The 19,696-nt window shown below is 42.6% G+C and carries 25 protein-coding genes and 1 tRNA gene; 17 read left to right on the top strand and 9 right to left on the bottom strand.

Going from position 1 to position 19,696, the window contains the following annotated elements; all coding sequences use genetic code 11:
* Positions 1-15 precede the first annotated feature (15 nt).
* Genes cobT through NITUZ_RS01865 form a run of 3 tightly spaced genes read right to left on the bottom strand, consistent with a single transcriptional unit; the run spans position 16 to position 2,339 of the window.
* The gene (gene cobT, locus NITUZ_RS01875) at positions 16-1,086 is read right to left on the bottom strand and encodes a nicotinate mononucleotide-dependent phosphoribosyltransferase CobT (RefSeq protein WP_048194634.1); all 1,071 of its coding nucleotides are present in this window, start codon (positions 1,084-1,086) and stop codon (positions 16-18) included.
* Complete coding sequence (locus NITUZ_RS01870) at positions 1,087-1,698, bottom strand: hydroxyacylglutathione hydrolase family protein (protein WP_048194632.1); 612 nt, start codon at positions 1,696-1,698, stop codon at positions 1,087-1,089. It lies immediately after the preceding gene.
* Complete coding sequence (locus NITUZ_RS01865) at positions 1,695-2,339, bottom strand: NAD(P)H-hydrate epimerase (protein WP_048194927.1); 645 nt, start codon at positions 2,337-2,339, stop codon at positions 1,695-1,697. Before NITUZ_RS01865 ends, NITUZ_RS01870 begins: the two co-directional genes overlap by 4 nt.
* Positions 2,340-2,411: 72 nt before the next feature.
* Between NITUZ_RS01865 and NITUZ_RS01860 the strand changes: the two genes are divergently transcribed.
* On the top strand, positions 2,412-3,017 hold the full coding sequence (locus NITUZ_RS01860) for a translin family protein (protein ID WP_048194631.1): 606 nt from the start codon (positions 2,412-2,414) through the stop codon (positions 3,015-3,017).
* A gap of 154 nt (positions 3,018-3,171) precedes the next feature.
* Here NITUZ_RS01860 and NITUZ_RS01855 read toward each other — a convergent pair.
* A tRNA-Leu gene (locus NITUZ_RS01855) sits at positions 3,172-3,256 on the bottom strand.
* Positions 3,257-3,306: 50 nt separating this feature from the next.
* On the opposite strand from NITUZ_RS01855, the gene NITUZ_RS01850 reads away from it, so the two are divergent.
* From NITUZ_RS01850 to NITUZ_RS01785, 14 genes are all read left to right on the top strand, one after another.
* Positions 3,307-3,543 carry a DNA-directed RNA polymerase subunit N gene (locus NITUZ_RS01850; RefSeq protein ID WP_048194629.1) on the top strand — a complete coding sequence of 79 codons (237 nt, stop codon included), beginning with the start codon at positions 3,307-3,309 and terminating at the stop codon, positions 3,541-3,543.
* A gap of 1 nt (position 3,544) precedes the next feature.
* Positions 3,545-4,783 (top strand): phosphopyruvate hydratase, encoded by a 1,239-nt coding sequence (gene eno / locus NITUZ_RS01845; protein WP_048194627.1) that lies wholly within the window; start codon positions 3,545-3,547, stop codon positions 4,781-4,783.
* A gap of 6 nt (positions 4,784-4,789) precedes the next feature.
* Positions 4,790-5,413 carry a 30S ribosomal protein S2 gene (rpsB, locus tag NITUZ_RS01840; protein ID WP_048194625.1) on the top strand — a complete coding sequence of 208 codons (624 nt, stop codon included), beginning with the start codon at positions 4,790-4,792 and terminating at the stop codon, positions 5,411-5,413.
* A complete protein-coding gene (locus NITUZ_RS01835) occupies positions 5,414-6,238 on the top strand; it encodes an MEMO1 family protein (protein WP_048194623.1) in 825 nt (274 codons plus the stop codon).
* Positions 6,235-7,194: a mevalonate kinase gene (gene mvk / locus NITUZ_RS01830; RefSeq protein WP_048194617.1), complete on the top strand. Its 960-nt coding sequence runs from the start codon at positions 6,235-6,237 to the stop codon at positions 7,192-7,194. The genes NITUZ_RS01835 and mvk overlap by 4 nt, the downstream gene beginning before the upstream one ends.
* Before the next feature lie 86 nt (positions 7,195-7,280).
* Positions 7,281-8,024 (top strand): isopentenyl phosphate kinase, encoded by a 744-nt coding sequence (locus tag NITUZ_RS01825; protein WP_048194615.1) that lies wholly within the window; start codon positions 7,281-7,283, stop codon positions 8,022-8,024.
* Positions 8,025-8,657, top strand: coding sequence for an isopentenyl-diphosphate Delta-isomerase (gene idi / locus NITUZ_RS01820; RefSeq protein ID WP_048194613.1), 633 nt, complete (start codon positions 8,025-8,027; stop codon positions 8,655-8,657).
* Positions 8,654-9,631 carry a polyprenyl synthetase family protein gene (locus NITUZ_RS01815; RefSeq protein ID WP_244443784.1) on the top strand — a complete coding sequence of 326 codons (978 nt, stop codon included), beginning with the start codon at positions 8,654-8,656 and terminating at the stop codon, positions 9,629-9,631. Before idi ends, NITUZ_RS01815 begins: the two co-directional genes overlap by 4 nt.
* Before the next feature lies 1 nt (position 9,632).
* The gene (gene gltX, locus NITUZ_RS01810; protein WP_048194609.1) at positions 9,633-11,336 is read left to right on the top strand and encodes a glutamate--tRNA ligase; all 1,704 of its coding nucleotides are present in this window, start codon (positions 9,633-9,635) and stop codon (positions 11,334-11,336) included.
* A gap of 6 nt (positions 11,337-11,342) precedes the next feature.
* Positions 11,343-12,206 carry a fumarylacetoacetate hydrolase family protein gene (locus NITUZ_RS01805; protein WP_048194607.1) on the top strand — a complete coding sequence of 288 codons (864 nt, stop codon included), beginning with the start codon at positions 11,343-11,345 and terminating at the stop codon, positions 12,204-12,206.
* A 31-nt stretch (positions 12,207-12,237) separates the two neighbouring features.
* Entirely contained in the window at positions 12,238-12,546 is a 309-nt protein-coding gene (locus NITUZ_RS01800) for a Rieske (2Fe-2S) protein (RefSeq protein WP_048194605.1), read from the top strand.
* A gap of 34 nt (positions 12,547-12,580) precedes the next feature.
* Positions 12,581-12,853, top strand: a complete 273-nt coding sequence (locus NITUZ_RS01795; protein ID WP_048194604.1) for a stationary phase-response protein — start codon at positions 12,581-12,583, stop codon at positions 12,851-12,853.
* Between the two features lie 30 nt (positions 12,854-12,883).
* Positions 12,884-13,633: a class I SAM-dependent methyltransferase gene (locus NITUZ_RS01790; RefSeq protein ID WP_048194602.1), complete on the top strand. Its 750-nt coding sequence runs from the start codon at positions 12,884-12,886 to the stop codon at positions 13,631-13,633.
* Positions 13,634-13,675: 42 nt separating this feature from the next.
* Positions 13,676-14,020, top strand: a complete 345-nt coding sequence (locus NITUZ_RS01785; protein ID WP_048194601.1) for a hypothetical protein — start codon at positions 13,676-13,678, stop codon at positions 14,018-14,020.
* Here NITUZ_RS01785 and NITUZ_RS01780 read toward each other — a convergent pair.
* Both NITUZ_RS01780 and NITUZ_RS01775 read right to left on the bottom strand, forming a co-directional pair.
* Entirely contained in the window at positions 14,017-14,964 is a 948-nt protein-coding gene (locus NITUZ_RS01780) for an MDR/zinc-dependent alcohol dehydrogenase-like family protein (RefSeq protein ID WP_048194599.1), read from the bottom strand. The genes NITUZ_RS01785 and NITUZ_RS01780 overlap by 4 nt on opposite strands.
* A 34-nt stretch (positions 14,965-14,998) precedes the next feature.
* Positions 14,999-15,313 (bottom strand): hypothetical protein, encoded by a 315-nt coding sequence (locus tag NITUZ_RS01775; RefSeq protein WP_052370029.1) that lies wholly within the window; start codon positions 15,311-15,313, stop codon positions 14,999-15,001.
* Between the two features lie 227 nt (positions 15,314-15,540).
* Here NITUZ_RS01775 and NITUZ_RS01770 point away from each other — a divergent pair, with 227 nt between their 5' ends.
* Complete coding sequence (locus NITUZ_RS01770; RefSeq protein ID WP_155991235.1) at positions 15,541-16,635, top strand: hypothetical protein; 1,095 nt, start codon at positions 15,541-15,543, stop codon at positions 16,633-16,635.
* 38 nt (positions 16,636-16,673) lie between these two features.
* On the opposite strand, the gene NITUZ_RS01765 is transcribed toward NITUZ_RS01770, so the two are convergent.
* The 3 genes from NITUZ_RS01765 to NITUZ_RS01755 form a co-directional block, all read right to left on the bottom strand.
* Entirely contained in the window at positions 16,674-17,378 is a 705-nt protein-coding gene (locus NITUZ_RS01765; protein ID WP_155991232.1) for a hypothetical protein, read from the bottom strand.
* 99 nt (positions 17,379-17,477) lie between these two features.
* Positions 17,478-17,990 (bottom strand): DUF6036 family nucleotidyltransferase, encoded by a 513-nt coding sequence (locus tag NITUZ_RS09605; protein ID WP_052370028.1) that lies wholly within the window; start codon positions 17,988-17,990, stop codon positions 17,478-17,480.
* Positions 17,980-19,062 carry a hypothetical protein gene (locus NITUZ_RS01755; protein ID WP_177309434.1) on the bottom strand — a complete coding sequence of 361 codons (1,083 nt, stop codon included), beginning with the start codon at positions 19,060-19,062 and terminating at the stop codon, positions 17,980-17,982. The genes NITUZ_RS09605 and NITUZ_RS01755 overlap by 11 nt, the downstream gene beginning before the upstream one ends.
* A 110-nt stretch (positions 19,063-19,172) precedes the next feature.
* Here NITUZ_RS01755 and NITUZ_RS01750 point away from each other — a divergent pair, with 110 nt between their 5' ends.
* Positions 19,173-19,688 carry a hypothetical protein gene (locus NITUZ_RS01750; protein WP_155991229.1) on the top strand — a complete coding sequence of 172 codons (516 nt, stop codon included), beginning with the start codon at positions 19,173-19,175 and terminating at the stop codon, positions 19,686-19,688.
* Positions 19,689-19,696 lie beyond the last annotated feature (8 nt).

Below are 19,696 nucleotides of genomic sequence, written 5' to 3'. Positions count from 1 at the left end.
TTATCACGCCTGCACCTAGGCAGCGTTTGCAAAGATTTCTTCATACTGGTTTTCTGCAAGATGCAACAAGTGTGATGAGCCAATTCCAACTTTGAGCATTGCTGCAAGAGATGCACCGCCTGCACCCACTCCCTCTTTTACCGACCCGTTTGCATAGGCCCTAAGTCCGTCAATTCTAGAGTCTCCAAGAGCCAGTCGAACACCAAATACAGGTATTTGGTCTATTTGTCTTACAGTATCAACTAGATTGGCCGATTTGTCATCAATCACATAAGAGGTGGTGGCGATGGCGGTGTTGTCCCTGTTATATCCTGCAGATTTTGCAAAGGCGAGCACTGCGGCCATCTGCGTACCACCTGCAAGTATGACCTTTGTCTGCAGGGACGCAGTAGAAAGTATGCCTGCGATAGCAGGTATCAATGGGTCTCCAACTCCAGCTACTATGCTGAAGGGATCTTTTCTGCTCGTTCTTCCCAGCGCCTCCAGGGCGATCCTGTTTTTCAAATGCAATGGATTATGCTCCATGCTGCTGCTCACCTTTGCCTCAAATCCTAATCCTGAGAGCACCGCTTGCGCAGTAGTAGTGCCCCCAGGTATGCTTTCACCTATTAGCAAACAGTCAGTAGTAGAGCCAAGACATCTCCCTATCATCCTGCCATATTCTACTGCGCGCGATACTGTATCCAACGACATTGCCGCCTCAATAGCAATATTTTTTCCGTATGGCAGACCAGTTTCAAAATAAGGCAGCATCGGGGCGATTTTGCTCCCTGCATTTATCACCACGTTAGGTATACTTGCAGATTCTAGCGCCGTCTTTGTCAAAAGTCCTGGCGTAGGCTTGCCGTCCGGTGATACTGGAACTGCATTAACACACTTACAATATCCAAAGTTCAAAAATTCTGCATCCGCAGGAGGCGTGTACTGTAATAGTTCCGCACTTTTTCCTGCCATCGTTATTCCTGGAACTGTGCATGTATCGGTGTATGATATAACAAGTGAGAACAGGAATTGTTTTTTCTCAAGACAGTCAATAAGAGCCTGTCCTTTTTTTGTGTCAACAAGTATATCGATATTTTTTTGCAATTACTGCCCCATTATTTCCAGAAATTCTTGCTCCGTTCTTGGCTGCATTACAAAGTTTGTCTTTTTCTGCGTTCCCAGCGTTGACGTAGGTGTCGAGCCATAGTCATGTCCAGGATACACCATGAGATCGTCATCAAGGCTTCGGAGTGTGTCAACAAGACTGTGGTACAATTCCCGTGCATCTCCACCAGGAAGGTCTACTCGGCCGCATGTGCCAACAAATAGCGTGTCACCGGAGAATATCTTTCCGTCACCTACAAGACACATGCTGTCCTTGGAATGGCCTGGGGTGTGTATCACCTTTAATTCCGAGTTTCCAAAGTTTATTGTATCACCATCAGATACAGGTATGTCGTACTTTAGCTGGGACATCTTGTGTTGGATTATCTTTGCGCCAGTCTGCTTTGAAATTGCTTCATTTCCTATCGTGTGATCAAAATGGTGGTGAGTATTAACGACATACTTTACTTTCAAGCCGTTCTTTTCAACTACGTTCATTACAGTTTGGAGATCCCATGATGGGTCTATTATTATCGCCTCGCTTGTGTTCTCATCCTCTACAACATAAGTAAAGTTCTGCATCTTGCCCACAGGTATCTGGTGTACTATCATAGAACGCCCATCTCTGCCTCAGGCGGTATGCCTATCTTTTCTACAAATATCCTGCCGCATAGATCTATTCTTTTTGGTATTCCTCTTTTCATCCTATGAAACGTAACTGTCATGTCAGCTTTGACAAATTTGTTGGCCGTCTCTCCTGTGTCAGGGTTTAATCCTGAGGGGACGTCAACTGCAACCTTGTAAGCTGAGAGATGGTTAATCAGATCTATTGCCGATGCGTGTGGTTCCCTTATTGTTCCGGAGATTCCAGTACCCAGAATTCCGTCAATTATTATATCAGGCTCCATCGAGCTTGCATCCTCCAGTGTCTTGATTGAAACCGACTTCATCTTTTGCAACACCTGCCAGTTTGTCCTGCATTCTACAGTCTTGATGTCTTTGGGATTTCCAAGGAGTACTACAGAAACAGAGCTTCCATGTCCTGCAAGATGTCTTGCAACCACAAGTGCATCGCCACCGTTGTTACCAAGCCCAGCAAACACGAGAACCTTTTTTGATGATAGATCGCCGAATTGATTTACAAGATTCTTTACCATCGATGCGCCGGCATTTTCCATCATAAGCTGTCTTGGGAAGCCCATCTGGTGACCATTTTCCTCAATCTGATACATCTGTTTTACCGTAATTTCCATGCCAAGCTTCAAGTTTTACATAAAATAAATTCATTGGAAAAAGACTTTATCCAAGTCATTGTGTCCTGTGGTATGTTAAAGGGAGCAAAAAACTCGCTCGGAAAGATATCAAAAATCCTCGAAAAGACTAACGATGAACGAGAGATGCTACTGAAGAACACGCGCCAGATTGTGAATTTGTCCAGTGAGGCAATAATCGAATGTCACAGGAATAATACAAAAAGTGCAAGAAAAAAAATAGAGACTGCAAGAAGACTGTTGGAAAAATACAGAAAACATACTGATTCCAGCTTACATAGATACCTTGTAACTCCAGAACAGGAATTCGTCGAGGCATCGTCCCTGCTTGCCATACTAGAGGGCAACCAAGTTCCTACCCACGAATCTCTTGGCGTAAGAGAGGAATCATACGTTCTTGGACTTATGGATTGCATAGGTGAGTTAAGAAGGAATATCTATGACAAAATAAGAGTAGGCAGAGCTGAAGATGCGCAAAGTCTGTTTGATGTGATGGAAGAGCTTTACCTTACATTATACCCGTTTGCGCATTTTGATAAGATAATCAAAGAGGCAAGAAAGAAGCTTGATGTAGACAGAATCTTAGTTGAGGAAACTAGAATTGCCATCACAGAGGAGATGAGGCGCTCTGAGCTAATCAAAAGTATGAAAGGCAAGTAGCTTTTTGTAAAATATGGAAAAACTCTTAATCTGCACACATAGTTTGTGGAATGAGAAATCACACTCTCATTCAGACATGATCCCAGTTGTAAGGCTAATTTTAGTTCCCTATTCAAGAAGATAATTGAGGATGAAATAGTAAATATTGTAAAAATGCGGGAAGTGGGATTTGAACCCACGAAATCCTAAGATACTAGCCCCTCAAGCTAGCGCCGTTGGCCGGGCTTGGCAACTCCCGCACAAAGCGTCCGTGCAGGGTTTTTATAATCCTTGATCACTTTTTGATTTCGTGTTAATTCCAGTCAGATGTTTTACTTGTGGAAATCTTATTGCGGACAGACATGAAGATTATCAAAATAGAATAAAGTCAGGAGAGGAACCCGGTAAGGTTCTAGATTCGCTCGGCCTGAAAAGATATTGCTGTAGAAGGATGATGCTGACCACTGTTGAGACAATGCAGCAGATAATCCCGTTCTACGAGGCAATCCAGAGACGATACCTGGAAGTACAATCTGAGCTAGAGTAATTTGCCAAAGATAACTTCCGTTAAAGGAAGGCTTGTCTACAACAGCCGTGGAAGTAAAACAATCGAAATTGACATAATTTCTGACAAAAGGTATCTTGGCAGGGCATGTGCTCCATCAGGTGCAAGTGTTGGAAAATACGAAGCCCAAAGTTTTGCAGACAACAAGCCGGAAAAAAGCCTTCAGATCCTAAACGAAAACATAAAAAAATTCATTGGCCTGGACTCTGACGATCTCAAGTCAATCCAATCTCAAATAAGAAAAATCGATAACACCCCAAACTATTCAAAGATAGGAGGCGCCGTAGCATATTCCCTGACAATCGCTGCCACAGACTCTGCAGCAAAAGCCCTTGATGAGCCCATGTTCAAGATAATATCCCAAACAAAGAGGCCAAAATTCCCCTTTCCACTTGGAAATATTTTGGGTGGGGGCGCCCATGCAGGCCCAGGTACCCCAGATATACAAGAGATTCTGATCTGTTCCATCGGCGCAAAATCTCCAAGGGAGGCAATAGAGAGAAACTTTGCAGTGCACAGAGAGCTTGGTAAGCTCCTCCAGGAATCAGATTCACGGTTTACAAACGGCAGAGGAGATGAGGGGGGGTGGGCACCTCAGATGGACAACGAGGAAGCACTAGAGATTTCCGCAAAGGCTTGCGAGAGGCTCGGATACACTCTCGGAAAGGAGGTTGCACTCGGGGTCGACTTTGCATCATCCACACAGTGGGACGAAAAGAAGAAGAAATACGTCTACGAAAGAGCAGGGTTTGAGAACACCCCGGAAGAACAAATTGACTTTGCATCAAACATTATCAAAAAATACAAACTCATCTACGCCGAGGACGCAGTACATGAAGAGGCGTTCTCCGAGATGGCCATTATTAGAAAAAAGTTTCCAAGAACATACGTTACAGGCGATGATCTTACCGTCACCAACCCAAAGATTCTCAAGAAAGCAATTATCAAAAAATCATGCAGCGGTGTCATACTCAAGGTAAATCAGGCAGGAAGCCTCTATGATGCATTGGAGTTTGCCCAGATAGCAACAAAGAACAAGATAGGAATCATAACATCCCATAGATCTGGCGAGTCCACTGACCATCAGATCTCCCACATAGGAGTTGCCACCGGTTCCAAGATGTTAAAGGTAGGCGTACTTGGAGGCGAGCGGGTATCAAAGCTGAACGAGCTCATACGCCTATCAGAGCATAGTTTAATATCGGGTATGGCAGAGGTTTAAAATCACATGGCTCAGCAGGCAGAAAGTCAAGACATCAAAAAGAAGATCCTGTCCACAGGAATCAGGGTAGGTACCACTGTAAAGACCACGTTCATGCAGCCATTTATCACAAAGGCAAGCCCCGAAGGCCTCTATATGATAGACCTTGACAAGACACTTGCAAGGATAAACACTGCAGCCAAGTTCATCAACAGAATAGAATCTGAAAAAATTCTAGTGTGCTCTGGCAGAGAATATGCAAGCACACCCATAGAAAAGTTCTGTGAGATAACAGGTGCAAGAAAGATGTTAGGCAGATTCATGCCTGGAACACTTACCAATCCGTCCCTTCCATATTACACTGAGCCAAAGCTAGTCATAATCTCAGATCCGCAGGTTGACTCTCAGGCCATAATAGAGGCAACAAATGCAGGTATACCAGTAATTGGAATCTCAAACACAGACAATGTCACATCAAAGATTGACCTTGTCATACCAGCAAACAACAGGGGAAGAAAGTCGCTTGCCACAGTGTTTTGGCTCCTAGCACGTGAGATACTTATTCAGAAGGGCCAGATGCAAGAAACCGATCCTATGAAGTACGAAATAGACGATTTCGAGACAAAGATAACAGACGAGGAAAACGAGTAAATGCGAGTTAGAACACCGGCGGTTGCTGGCATGTTCTACCCAAGCGAAAAGGATGAGCTTATACAGTCAATCAAGAGTTCCATTTACAACGAATACGGCGTAGGCAAAACCAAGCTGTCAAAGAAGATATTTGGCGCAATCTGTCCCCATGCAGGATACATGTATTCTGGTCCTATTGCAACTCACTCGTTTGAGGCAATATCTGAACAGGACTTTGAAGTTGCAATAATACTAGGCCCTAATCACTGGGGTCTTGGTTGCCAAGTGGCCACTATGAAGGATGCAGTTTGGGCCAGCCCTCTGGGCAACGTGGAAGTTGACTCGGATGCTGCAGAAAAAATAAACAAATTGTCCAGAATGATAGAGATAGACTTTTTCTCCCACACACGAGAACATAGCATAGAGGTACAGGTGCCCATGCTCCAATATTACAAGTCCAAATTCACAATCCTGCCGATTTGCATTTTAAACCAAGACTATGAATTTGCATTGGAAGTTGGGCGGGCTGTAGCCAATATTGCCAAGGAGAAAAAAGCAGTGATAATAGGCTCTTCGGATTTTACACACTACGAGCAGAACGAAATAGCGCACAGACAAGACAAAGCGCTAATTGAGCCCATACTAGAAATGGATGTGGAAAGATTCTACGATGTGCTAGAGAACAGGAGGGTGAGTGCGTGCGGATACGGTGCGATTGCAGCTACAATGGTTGCATGCAAGGAACTTGGCGCAAGGGAAGCAATGCTTCTCAAATACGCCACAAGCGGCGACGTTGCGGGAAGCAAGGACTCCGTTGTAGGCTACGCCTCAATTGTGTTTAGTTGAAGTCGGTATCATCTGCACCAGGCAAGATAATCTTGTTTGGTGAACACTTTATCGTATATGGCGGAAAAGCAATACTGTGCGCCATAGATAGGCGAATAACAGTAGAGTCTGAGCTAATGGACAATGGTAAAATAGAGATAACATCATCGGTTGGTAACGCGCTGTTATCAACTAGTGACCAAGTGTCTTCTGTTGAGCCGTCCTTAAGACCGATCGTACACCTTGCGAAGAAGATTCTTGCAGAATACAATTCCACATCGGGTATCAGGATCGGCATATATGCAGAATTTCCTGCAGGAGTAGGCCTTGGTTCCTCATCTGCATGCTGTGTTGCTGCAGCAAGCTCCATTCTGGGGCTCTTTGCAGACCAGACAAGGGATCGCGTACTTGAGCTTGCACTAGAAGCAGAAAGAACAGTATTTGAGAGCACTTCAGGGGCAGACACCACAGTATGCACTCTTGGAGGCGCAATAGAATACCATCGCGACGGGTATGCTGCCAAATTGGATTTTGAGCCCAATTTCACTCTGATCGTGGCAGACTCGCAGATCTCTCATTCGACAAGCTCCGTTGTGTCGCGTGTAAGAAAATACAAAGACAACAATCCTGCAATATTCTCACTCTTATGCACCCAAGAGGAAAGGCTGATCGAAGATGCACTGGAAGCACTCAAAAATGGTGATCTTAGAGTTGTCGGTCAGAGAATGTCTCAGAATCAGAAATATCTTGAACAGATTGGCGTATCAAATGATAAGCTTAACGTCATGGTGGATCTTGCAAAGAGCACCAGCTACGGCGCAAAGATAACCGGGGCCGGAGATGGAGGATGCATTATCGCACTAGTGGACCAGTCCAACATTGAAAGTACCATGAAGGTTCTCTGTGAGAGCGGGCATCAGTGTTTCGGAGTTAAAGTGGATATGCTAGGACTGCAACACAAACTTGAGCTAACATAGTTCTGGATTGGCTGTACACTAGCTAAATGATTATCCCATAAGATGGCACCTATGATTTTTAACTGCCTGCTTTCGGAAGGGACATTATGATCCTAATCAAGCTTGGCGGCTCAATTATTACCAACAAGGAAAAACCCCTTTCACCAAGAATGGTCACCATTACCAGGATTGCATCCCAGCTGCGCAGGATAAAAGAGCCATTTGTTATAGTTCACGGTGGCGGCTCATTTGGTCACTATTGGTCAGTAAAATACGACATGCATACCAAGCCAGCCAAATACAACATGCATGGGGTGTCTGTTGTAAAGAACTCTATGGTAGAGCTCAACAAGATAATACTTGATATTCTTGAGAAAAATAATCTAAATCCCTACTGTCTGCCCCCCACCGACTTTATGTCTGGGAACAAGCCCATACCAGTCAAGATAAAAGAGATAGGAAAGATCGCATCATCAGGACTGGTTCCGGTCACATTTGGTGATGCCCTCTGGTACGGAAATAAAAAATCATACATACTGTCAGGGGACAAGATAATGAGCATACTTGCAAAATTTCTGCGGCCACGTCTTTCCATATTTGTACTAAACGTTGACGGACTTTATTCTGATTTAAAATCACAAAAACTCATACGTCAAATGAATGGCGAGGCTTTTTCCGCAAAGGACGTGTCGATGGATGTGACTGGCGGCATGAGCCGCAAGGTTGAGGAAGCTACTGCAATCTCAAAGATCGGATTGAAGGTGTTTTTCGTGAATGGAAACCATCCTGAGAGAATAGTAAAGGCAGTGCAAAGGTCCAAATTCGAAGGCACGTTGTTTGGAGGAAGATAGATGTCAGAATATCTCATTTTGGTAGACAAGGATGACAATCCCATTGGAATGGAAGAGAAGGTGAGATGTCACCTACCTGATGGCAAGCTTCACAGGGCATTCACAGTACTTTTATTTGATAAAAAAGACAGATTATTGCTGACCAGAAGAAGCCCAAGCAAGATGCTTTGGCCAGGGGACTGGGATGGAACGGTGGCAAGCCATCCAAGGAAGAGCGAAACGTACGTCTCATCTGCTGAGAGAAGGCTTCCAGAGGAGATAGGCGCTTCGTGCAGATTGGACTATTTGTTCAAGTTCGAATACCATGTACCATACAAGAACATAGGCTCTGAGAACGAGATCTGCGGAACTCTTGTGGGAATAGTTGACGATTCGTTTTCGGTCAAGTTGGTGGAGGACGAGATAAGCGAGGTAAAGTGGGCATCCCCTGATGAGTTGTTCTCCGATATAGAAAGGAATCCCCAGAATTACTGCCCTTGGATGCTAGTTGCTCTGCATCTTTTGGAAAAATCAGATAACACCATGCTGCAAAAACACCATAAAACACTTGCAAAGTGGATAGAACAAAAAAACAGGCTGGAAGAATCACTTAAACATCACTTTCCAACAGGTAACTGGAGACTGTTGAATTGACCTCAACTCTTCCGAACACAGCAAAACAGGTAAACAGATACCTAAAGGTAAGACTTGATGGAAGACCCGAGGAACTTTACAGAGCTGCTTCACACCTCATAGTTAATGGCGGAAAAAGGTTACGCCCATACCTTGTAATTAAGAGCTGCCAGATGCTTGGAGGTTCAATAAAAGACGCCCTCGCAGCTGCATCTGCAATAGAGATGATCCACAATTTCACGCTTGTTCATGATGATATCATGGACAATGACGAGATAAGGCATGGCGTTCCCACAGTGCATACACGGTACGGGATGCCTCTTGCCATACTTGCAGGCGATGTTCTTTTCTCAAAAGCGTTTCAGACCGTTTCCATTTCCAACGTCCATAATACAGCAGTTTCATCAAAGCTAGTAGAAAGGCTTGCAGAAGCATGTGTGGATGTCTGCGAGGGACAAGTGCTTGACATAAAGATGGCGGAAGGAAAGAAAATTCCCAAGAGAGAAGACTACATAAAGATGGTGGAGAAAAAAACATCAGCCCTCTTTGAGGTTTCGTGTGCCATGGGAGCAATATGCGCCAAGAGAACAGGAAGAGATATCGAAAATCTTGCATCATTTGGAAGAAACTTGGGCGTGGCATTCCAGATAATTGATGATCTTATCGGCGTGCTAGGGGATCCAAAAGTGACAAAGAAGCCGGTGGGAAATGATCTACGCGAAGGCAAAAAATCACTTCCCATAGTTTTGGCAATAAGAAAGGCGGACGCTAAAAGGAAAAAGGCAATAATGGCAGTTTTTGGAAACCCCAAGGCAACAAAAAGCCAGATAAATCAGGCAGTGGAATTAATGCGCTCGCTTCAGATAGAGCACGATGTGAGGAAATCAGCCTTGCAGTATGCAGAAAAGGCAAGGAATGCATTATCACCATATTCAGGTACAGCCAAGTCAGAGATGATGTCGCTTTTGGATTTTGTCGTAAAAAGGAGTTTGTAATTTGGACGATGAGACAAAGGAGAAAATACGCAAGTTAGCGCTGCAGAATGCTCTTGATCATGGAAAAACGCAAGACAAAATAGTTCTTGCCAAGGTGCTTGGCCAAGAATCACATCTGCGGGCACATGTCAAGGAGATAATGCCAATCATTTCTGAAATAGTTGCATCGGTAAACAAGATGAGCGCTAGCCAGATAAGAAAAGAGGTGGAACAGAATTTTGCTGATCTTCTTGAGGAAAAACCAAAGCATGAAGAACAGCAGGGATTGCCTCCTCTTGAAGGAGCAGAACATGGAAAGGTGATAACAAGATTTCCCCCAGAACCCAACGGTTACCCCCACATAGGGCATGCAAAGGCGGCCATAATTGATGAAGAATATGCACGAATGTATGGTGGAAAACTGATCCTGCGATTTGACGATACCAACCCGGAGGCTGAAAGACTTGAATATTATGCAGCAATAAAAGTAGGCCTAGATTGGCTTGGTGTAAGATATGATGTTGTAAAAAACACCTCAGATGACATTGAGATTCTCTACAAAAAGGGCAAAGAGATGCTAGAAGGCGGCTTTGCGTATGTATGCACTTGCAAACAGGAGACAATTTCTGCCAACAGGCGTGAAATGAAAGCTTGCAAATGCAGCCTCGGAGAACAGGTGCAGAATTTTGACAGATGGGAGAAGATGTTTTCAAAATACAAACAGGGTGATGCAATAGTACGGTTTCGTGGAGACATGAAGTCTGAGAATACCGTGATGAGGGATCCTGTAATGTTCAGAATAATAGAGACAAAACACCCATTACTTGGCGACAAGTACAGGGTATATCCAAGTTACGATTTTGCAGTTGCAATAGAGGACAGTATTGATGGGGTAACGCATGCATTCAGGACTAAAGAGTATGAGCTGAGAAACGAGTTGTATTATTCCATACTGGAAGCATTAAAGATGCGCAAACCCAAGGTGATTGAATTCTCAAGACTGGGTTTTGAGGGCATGCCTGTCTCAAAGAGGATTCTAAGACCACTAATCGAAGAGGGAAAGGTTTCAGGATATGATGATCCCCGTCTTCCCACACTTGAAGCACTTAGGCGCCGCGGAATAAGGCCGGATGCCATAAGAAAATTCGTCCTCTCCCTTGGGTTCACAAAGGCAGACACTCAAGCCCCGTTTGAAACACTAGAATCATTCAATCGCAAAATAGTTGATGGTGAAAGTATTAGGCTTCATATGATAAAAAACCCCAAGGTAATTGATGTGAGTGGGCTGCCAAAGACAATAACTATGCATAATCACCCTACAAAAGATCTTGGTACAAGGATTGTCGAGCTAGGACAGAGTCTCCTAGTTGAGGAAGACGACTTGGCACGTGCAAAGCCAGAAGATACGATACGATTCATGGGACTTGGCAACATCAAGATAACACGCAATGATTCTGCTCTTGAAGGTCAATACACAGGAGACGACTTGAGACAAGATATTCCAAAGATACATTGGTTATCAGAGAACACTGCACAGAGACTAAAGATACTGGTTCCAAGCATACTGTTTCATGGAGAAGAATTCAATGAGAATAGTCTTGAGGAGCTCAACGTATTTACAGAACCATATTACAACCAGCTCAAAGAGGGAGCAGAAATTCAGTTTGTTAGATTTGGTTACTGCAGAAAGGATTCACAGTTGCAGGCAATTTACACTCACAAGTGATAAGACATGAAGGTAGGTAGATTTTTGATTTCAGGTAAGGAAACTTATGGTTTTGTCAAGGATGGAAAAATAGCCACAAAAGAAGAGATAATTTCAAAGACTGGAATTCCGATTCCACTGACAATCAAAGAATTTCTCTTTGATGGCTGGTACAGTGAGGTAATATCACAAAATCCAAAGTTAGATTATGCTGTGAGTATCTCCGACGTAAAGATTTTGGCACCAATTCCAAATCCGCCAAAGATAATTTGCCTTGCATTCAATTATGTAGACCATGCAAAGGAGCAGAACTTGACGCCCCCGCAAGAGCCAGCAATAGTAATGATTCCAAGAACTACCCTTAATGGGACAAACTCTGAGATTGTTTGTCCGAGTTTTGTAAAACAACTTGATTATGAGGTGGAGCTTGCGCTCGTAATTGGGAAGGGTGGAAAGAACATACCTGAAAGTGAGTCTCTCTCGCATATTTTTGGATACATGGTGTTCAACGACGTTTCTGCAAGGGATGTACAAGCACAGGATAAGCAGTTTGGCAGAGCAAAAGGATTTGACACGTTTGCCCCATGCGGACCATGGATAACGACTGCAGATGAGATTGCTGATCCTCAGAATCTGAAATTGAGGACTTGGATCAACGAAAGCCTAAGGCAGGATTCCTCCACATCCAACATGTTCATCAAGATACCATCCATCATCTCAAAGATAAGCAAAGTCATGACTCTGGAAAAAGGAGACGTAATCTCAACAGGTACGCCTGCAGGAGTGATGCTAAACAAGCCCAATGCGGTTTTTCTGCAGGATGGGGACAAAATAGAGATGGAAATAGAAATGCTAGGCAAATTGGAAAACACGGTCAAGTTTGTCCCGTAAAGCTATTATCGGCAGTAAGATCTTCTAAATCATGGGCAAGATAATAGTTGGAAAGATATCAGACATTCCGCAAGGAAAGATGCAAAAGGTCTCAGTGGACGGCAGGGACATCCTAGTTGCAAACATAAATGGTAATTTTTATGCATGTGATGATACGTGTACGCATGCTGGGGCCAGTCTCTCTGAAGGAGCCCTTGAAGGCAATACGGTCACATGCGGCTGGCACGGAGCAAAGTTTAACTGCCAGACAGGAAAGCTGGAAAAATTTCCAGCAAAAATAAGTGATTTGAAATCATACAGGACAGTAATAGAGTCAGACAGCGTTTTTGTAGAGGTATGATTTTAAATTAAGTATTATCTACAAGATAGCGGGCATGGCGGACAAAAAGGCACAAAACCAAAAATCATTTGATATGGCAGTTCAGACTCTAACGCAAGTTGCCGCAAACCCCACTACCCCAAAAAATATCAAAAAAAGCCTCACGGATCTAATCGGCAGCCTCAAATCAAGTGATGATCCAATGTCGGTAAGGGCAGCAAACGCAATAAGCCAGCTTGACGATATTACACAGGATCCAAACATGCCGTCATATGTTAGAGTGACGCTGTGGCAAGCAGTCTCCAATCTTGAGAACATCAGAGAGTAAGTTATAATCTCCAAAACCATAAAACAATTTGTGAGAATTGAAGAATATATCTCGTCCTTGCCACCCTCAATAATATCGGGCGATGATGTCCAGCTTCTAGATGATTCGTTAAGGGACATATTCAGGTTTGCAGACCTTGGTAAGAACGATGTGTTTTATCATCTTGGATGCGGTACAGGAAATTCGCTTGTAATTGCTGAGAAAGAGTTTGGAGCAAGATCAGTTGGCATCGACATCGATGTGAAAAAAATCGAAAAGGCCAAGAAAACAACGCGTGGTCTGGAAAAATCTCAAGTACGATGTGAGGACATATTAGAATCCGATATTTCTGATGCGACTGTGATCCTGTTCTGGTTTTCCGACACAACGGTAACAGAAATTATGATGGAAAAATTTTCCAAGCTTGACAAAGCTAGGATAATTACAATATTTGATCCGCTGCCATGGGTGCTTCCAAGCAAGGTAAACTTTCCATATATATTGCACAGTACACCACTTAAAACTACAAAGACACTCAAGGATCAGATCAGAGCTGTATTTGACACAGAGTGTATTGACTTTACCACCGCCTGGGAACATGCAGAAAGGTATACCAAGGCAATAGGATCTCCTGATGCAGGAAATGATAGATTTCTAACCATATTGCAGACTGTGACAATATGGATAAATGCAAAAAAACTCGGACTTTCGTGTACCGAGGAGATGCCCGACCCCATAAAGGCGTACGTTGAAATTCTGCGTAACTTTTTCAATATAGAAGTAAAGCATCTCCTTGAATGATTTCACAGTCAGCCTTTTATCTTGCAAAAGGTAACTAAACTCATGAGCAGAGTAAACATCAATGTTTCCGCAACTGATTATGACAAGTCAAGCCGCGAGATAACATCCACACTCACTCTTTTGGAAGAGATGGTTCATGAAACCGATGGTTTTGTGGTAACCGATTCTGAGTTCGCCTTTGGATGGCATTTTTTTGTAGTTTCCGTGCGTGCGGATCTGGTACAAAAGCTTGCAGATCAGATGGGTCATGACTTTGAAAAGTTAAAGGGAAAGACTCCTGAGAAAAAGTTTTTGTTCTGGCTACAGCAAAAAATGGATCAAAAAGGGCTTAGGATAAAGTTTGCCATTAAAGAAGAAATGGAGTCAAGCAAGTATGGGATCTTTTAAGGTCTTAGAAGGATCTTGATATTTGTAGGCTTTTTTGCTTCCTCGAATGCTTTCTCAAATTCCTCAATAGGATAAACTGCAGATACCATATCATTTACTTTTACTACGCCAGATGCTAACGCCTCGATTGCAGGTCTGAATGGCCCGCATCTGGAGCCGACCATGGTTATTTCGTTAATTATTGCAGGTGCAAAATCCAGATTTCCCTTTGACGCCAAGGTCGATTTAAGAATTATCGTGCCACGAGGTTTCGCTAGCTTTATCGCGTCAGAAAAACCGCTTTCGTTGCCTGTTGCTTCCACTACCACATCAAATGTGTGCTCGTCATCTTTTGAGATGCCCATCTTGGCCGCAATCTGCATTTTTTGTAACATATGCAGCTTGTTTTGGTGTCTTCCAAAACATGTGATGTTTTTGTTTTTTATTTTTAACACGCGCACAATCAGCTGGGCAAGCCGGCCGTCACCAACTATTGCTATTTTCTGATTTTCTTGTATACGAATCTGCTCTTCTATTTCAAATGCGGCAGCTAGCGGCTCTATGAATACTGCCTCCTCATCAGAGATCGAGTCAGGTATAGTGTGTAGGTTTTTTTCTGGCAGTGAGAGATATTGTGCGAATGCGCCATCACGTTTGTAGATTCCAAGAACAGTTCTTTGCGGACAGTGTCTCTCAAGTCCAGATGAACAGTATGTACATCTACCACAGCCTGCGTTAATTTCCCCCACAACGCGCTTTCCTACAAGGTCATAATTATTGGACTTTTCCACCACTCCTACAAACTCGTGTCCTAGCACACCAGTATAGTCCATGTAGCCGCGTATCATCTCAAGGTCGGTTCCACATATTCCTGCAAGTCTAACTCTTACTAGGGCTTCTCCAGATTTTGGTTGCGGATAGTCATCCTTTAGTGTTATCTTTTGTTCAAAATACAGCACTTTCATGCCTGTTTATTGTATTTGCTATCTAAATGTGGTTCTATCCTGAACGCTTTTGCTTCATTATTTTTTGGGCCTGCTCAAAAGTGCATGGTTCCCAGTCCTGACATTGCACAGCATTATTGTCCATAAGCTCAGTGATGCTAATGTAGCCCCATTCTGCAAACATGTCATTGTTGAGATTGGCGTATCCATATGCAATTTTTTCCTTTATGTCAAGCTCTGCAATAAGCCAGTAAAAACCAATTTGTGAAATCTCCCATTTCTGGTAGATTATCTTCCCATGTGCCGGGATATCCTCTGTTTCATATAGGGTCGGAATATTACGCATGTCCGGTTTTTGAAAATCTGACATACAGGTAAAGATGTAATTTGCCTTAAGGTATGTGCGGCAAGAGAATCCGAGATGAAAAATTTGGATGTCATAACGATAGAATAGATAAGGCTGCTGCAAAGTGTGCAAGAAAATACAGGCTCTCTTACCTTCATGATAAGCTCAACGACCAAAGAAGCATCTACGAGATTCTCAAGAAAACCGGCCAAAATACGGATGGGTTTAACGTCGACTTTCTAATCAAAAACATGGAAAATCGTTCTGGTATTCATTCTCATTTTCAAGAGCTTCGAGAGGGATGCTTCTATGTAAATTGGGACAAACTTAGAGGGAAATGGGTAGTTTTTGATGAGTTTTCTGGAGATATGCAGGAGGCCCTTGCTTTCTATGTTTTTGCAGAGGCACAGACTAATCTGAACATGTTAAAAATGGGAATTGAAAGGTACGTCAATAAATTAAGAGAGACTGGGCAATTGCTGCGAAAAGTTCCATATCCATCATATGTTGAACTCAAGACTCCTGACAAATGGGAATGTAATAGCCTGTCTCCTCCAATTCAAAGTAAAGTTGATTCGGTAAAATACGAAAAAGGCCTTAAAGTCATGCAACAGTTCATAGATCAGAGATCATTTCAATTTCTGTCCTTCGGAGTTTTTCGCAAAACCATGTTGGAATATCTAAAAACAATAGATAAACAAAGTGATGAACAATGGTATCCCCACCCAATGATAAAATCCATGATGATGGCCCTGTCCATCGCAAAAAAAGAGAAGAAAATTGGTGCAAACATGGCTGCATTATCCGATGATTCCAATATGACATTTAGTGGAAAGCCAACTATGAGTTTCAGTGTAATCGCTAAGATGGTGTCAGAAGAGGCTTGTGAAGTCGTAAACATCACAGAACTGTCCCATCCTGATTTTCAATTCAATCAAGACAGAATAGAAAAAATCATTCGCACTGAAACCATTATAGAAAGGCATCCAGGTAAAGAGATTCCTTTCTCCACTTACATTGAGGCGCTAAATACAATTGGGATAAGAACCAAAATGATAAAAATGGATGAGATACCCGATGCAATTCGCTACATTAAAGATCTAGCGCAAAAAGGACTGTTGGCACAATATCCAAAAGAAACGGTGGCACAGATACTTGCAATAAATGGTGTAGAGGAATGGGACGACTTAGATGGAGTCGTAAGAGCCACTACTGTGTCACTTTATGGGATCAACAAATATCCAGAATTCAATAGTCATATGACGCCTGCCGAGAAGATACCGAAGTTCAAATGCAGGCAATCCATTCTTTTCGCACTGGAAAAGCCGTATCTTGAAACTGCTTAATGTGAAAATAACTAATTATCGGATTCAGACTTTTTACGTTATTTGCGCCTTCTATTTTTTACGAATACGGTAATTTTCATCTTATTATTTTTTCTAATTTTATGTTGAATGAATATGTCCTCGGTAGTGCTAAGAATTTTGAACATAAAATCGCAGTAATCTAACGCCTCTTCGATTTTGTCGTTTGTCAATCGCACTTGAAACGAGTTGAGACTCTTAGGGTCGGTGATGTATCCAGCTAGCGTAAAGTCGTCATATGGGTTTGGCTTGCTTGCAAATACCCTAAAACCGTGCTTATAGCTGTTGTAAAAGTCGTGCCATTTCAGATAGAATTTTGCCAGTTTATTCAGCTCTAAGCGCACGTCTCGCACTGATTTTTCTATTTCTTTTTTGGATTCATTGGGCAATATCCGGCTCATCCGTGGATATTGCAACAAGCTTGAAACATAGCTGTTGTTCTTTTTATTCATATTTTTATAGAATTTTATAATCTCGCTTGGATAGTATTCAAGGAGAAACTTATGAAACCGTTTGTATTTTTTCATTGCCAATAATCTGGATGCAAAAACTTCTGCATAGTGAATAGTAGTTGCAATTATCTCGATGCGTAAGAGTTCTCTTGTCAACAGTTCAAGTTCTTTATCATCAATCGGTTTCTTGAGTCCAAAATTCGGATCGTCTAGTGCTCTTTTCATCACCCTTGATTTTATGTAGAGTAGATGATGGCTCGGTTGCATTGCCATGAGCATCGCCATTGTGATTTCGGTTTTATTCGACATGTTCATCATTTAGTGAATCAACGATTAAAACAGCATGATCCAGGTTTTCATATGCTCTTTTATTCATCCAAAAAACTTTTTCAGCATGATTTCTAGGTTGCCTTTGAAAACCTCATCATTACCAGAATAACCGATGGCCTTTGCGCGTTTTATGATCTGACTCTTTTTGATCTTGAATTTCTTGATGCATGACTCTATGTCTTGCTCATCCCTTTCGTCCAGTCTGGCAATTTTTGTAATGACTATGTCTACAGGATTCAACGCCCTCAACTGTATGTTTTTCAATTTGGTCCTTATCGGCTTGCTTTTCTTCAGATAGTCTTCTGAAAGCATCGTGATAAACACCGCACCGTCCTGGAATAGATCGACTCTGAATCCCGGATTGACGATCTTCTTTGCCTTTTCAAACTCGTCGTAGAACTCCCCCGGTATCGTGAAGTCAACGTCGATGGTGGACGGCTTTGCCTTCAAAAGAGTCATCGCAGTCCCGCCTACTGCCACCACCACAATTCTGCGACTCAGCTCTTTGTCGACTTCTCCTAGAAAATCAAGCAGCTTTGTGTTGTCAAGTGACATTATACAGCCTCAGTTTCTCCTTCATGCTCTTAGCGTTTGCCTTGACCTCTTCTATTTTCATGGCCTCGAGCAGCCTTATAGACTCGTCAACGTTGGCCATCCCGTGCGCGACGAGGTTTCTGAGCGCCTTGAGGATGCCCAGTATCTTCCCCTCGAAATCATATCTTCGCGCCAAAAAGAGCAGTAGGTCGTAGCTTGTTTTCTTGGAGTTCTTTGCAAGAATTATCGGGATTGCATCCATCCTTCTTGCGTCTTTGTGAAACATTATCGCGGATATGATGTACTCCATACAGATAGGTCTACCTTGTTCTAGTTTTGGCCCAAACTCCGTGTAGCCGAACCTCGCGAGATTGAAGACCAGATTCTCTTCGCTTATCTTTGCGGGGTGCGTCTCGCTCTCTTCCGTGACTATCGTGGTGCCCCTCAAAATCTCTCCCCTTATCGACATCCAAAAGCTCTGCGGATACAGAATTGTGATCTTGTTGTGCAGCATCTCCCTGACGGGATTACTCTCGTTTGATCTCAGCAGGTCAAGAAACGTTTCATCCTCCAAAATCAGATAGTCTATTCTGATGTTGTGCATTCTCTGAAGGTTGGCCATTATGGCACTGATCTCAATCTTTGCCTCTTCAGATGATTTTTTGTTTGAAGATTTCAAATGAAACATGATCTCGGCCTTGTTCAGCTTCGAGTTTCTTTCCGGACTCATCAAGGAGATGGATTTGATGAAAGGGATGTTGTGCATGAAAGTGTGTATTTCCATCATCAGCATCTGCATCTCCTGCCTTCCCTTCAGAAAGTCTTGCTTCCTAATCAGCTCCATTTCCGCAAAAAAGTCGATTAGCAGATAGTTCTCAAAGTAGGGAGATATTATGGAAGACCTGCCGGACCTCGAAAGTGTGATTAAGAGATCCTGAGCCATTTCCTGGATTTTTTCATGTATGTTAGCGTAGTAGGCGCTGCCGTACGTCTGCTCCATTTTGCTGGTAAGCTCGTGTATCGACATCGGCCTTCCCAGGTTCCTTGATAACATATCCAGTATTCTGTGCATGGTTTCGTCCATTGTTTTCACCAATTATAGTAATTTACTATAATATTATAGTTTTTTACTATAGATAAATACGATAGGTTGCCGAAAGGTAAGTTTAAACCAATTACGTGAGATACAACGATGGTAGCAATTTGGACAAATATGAATTTGATAAAAAAATCGCAATGACTAATGTCGGATTAGCAGTATTGCTTACTGTTGGCGGAGTGTTGTCTTCTGCTGGTGTAGCATTTCTTATTGCTGGTGCAATAGAAGCGAATCACGGAATCGATCTTCCAGAAGGAAAATCACAAGATCGGATATTAGATGTAGCATTTAGGTTCCTAGGATTGGGAGTAGAAATATTCGCCCTCGGTTTGTTAATTATTGCTGTAAGTGGGACTGCGATTCCCTTATACGTAAAGAAACTATCCAATTCTCTCAAGTCAGATGTGGATAAATCGGATAGTCCACAAAAACCAGATCATCAAGATTCATTAAAAATAAATCAACAAGAAGAAATTAAAAATGTTGACGCTCGTTTAGAGATAGAAAATCTAAAACTCGAGCTCATTAATCTAAAAATCGAAGTTGCGACACAAAAATTTGAGGAGATTAAAAGTAAAACAAATACAAATAATCGTAAAAAAGATCAAAAAAACAAATAATGCAGATA

Source organism: Candidatus Nitrosotenuis uzonensis (assembly GCF_000723185.1).
In the GTDB taxonomy this organism is placed as follows: Archaea; Thermoproteota; Nitrososphaeria; order Nitrososphaerales; family Nitrosopumilaceae; genus Nitrosotenuis; species Nitrosotenuis uzonensis.
The sequence above is the reverse complement of the archived record's forward strand: the minus strand, read 5'-3'. Positions and strand labels throughout refer to the sequence as shown.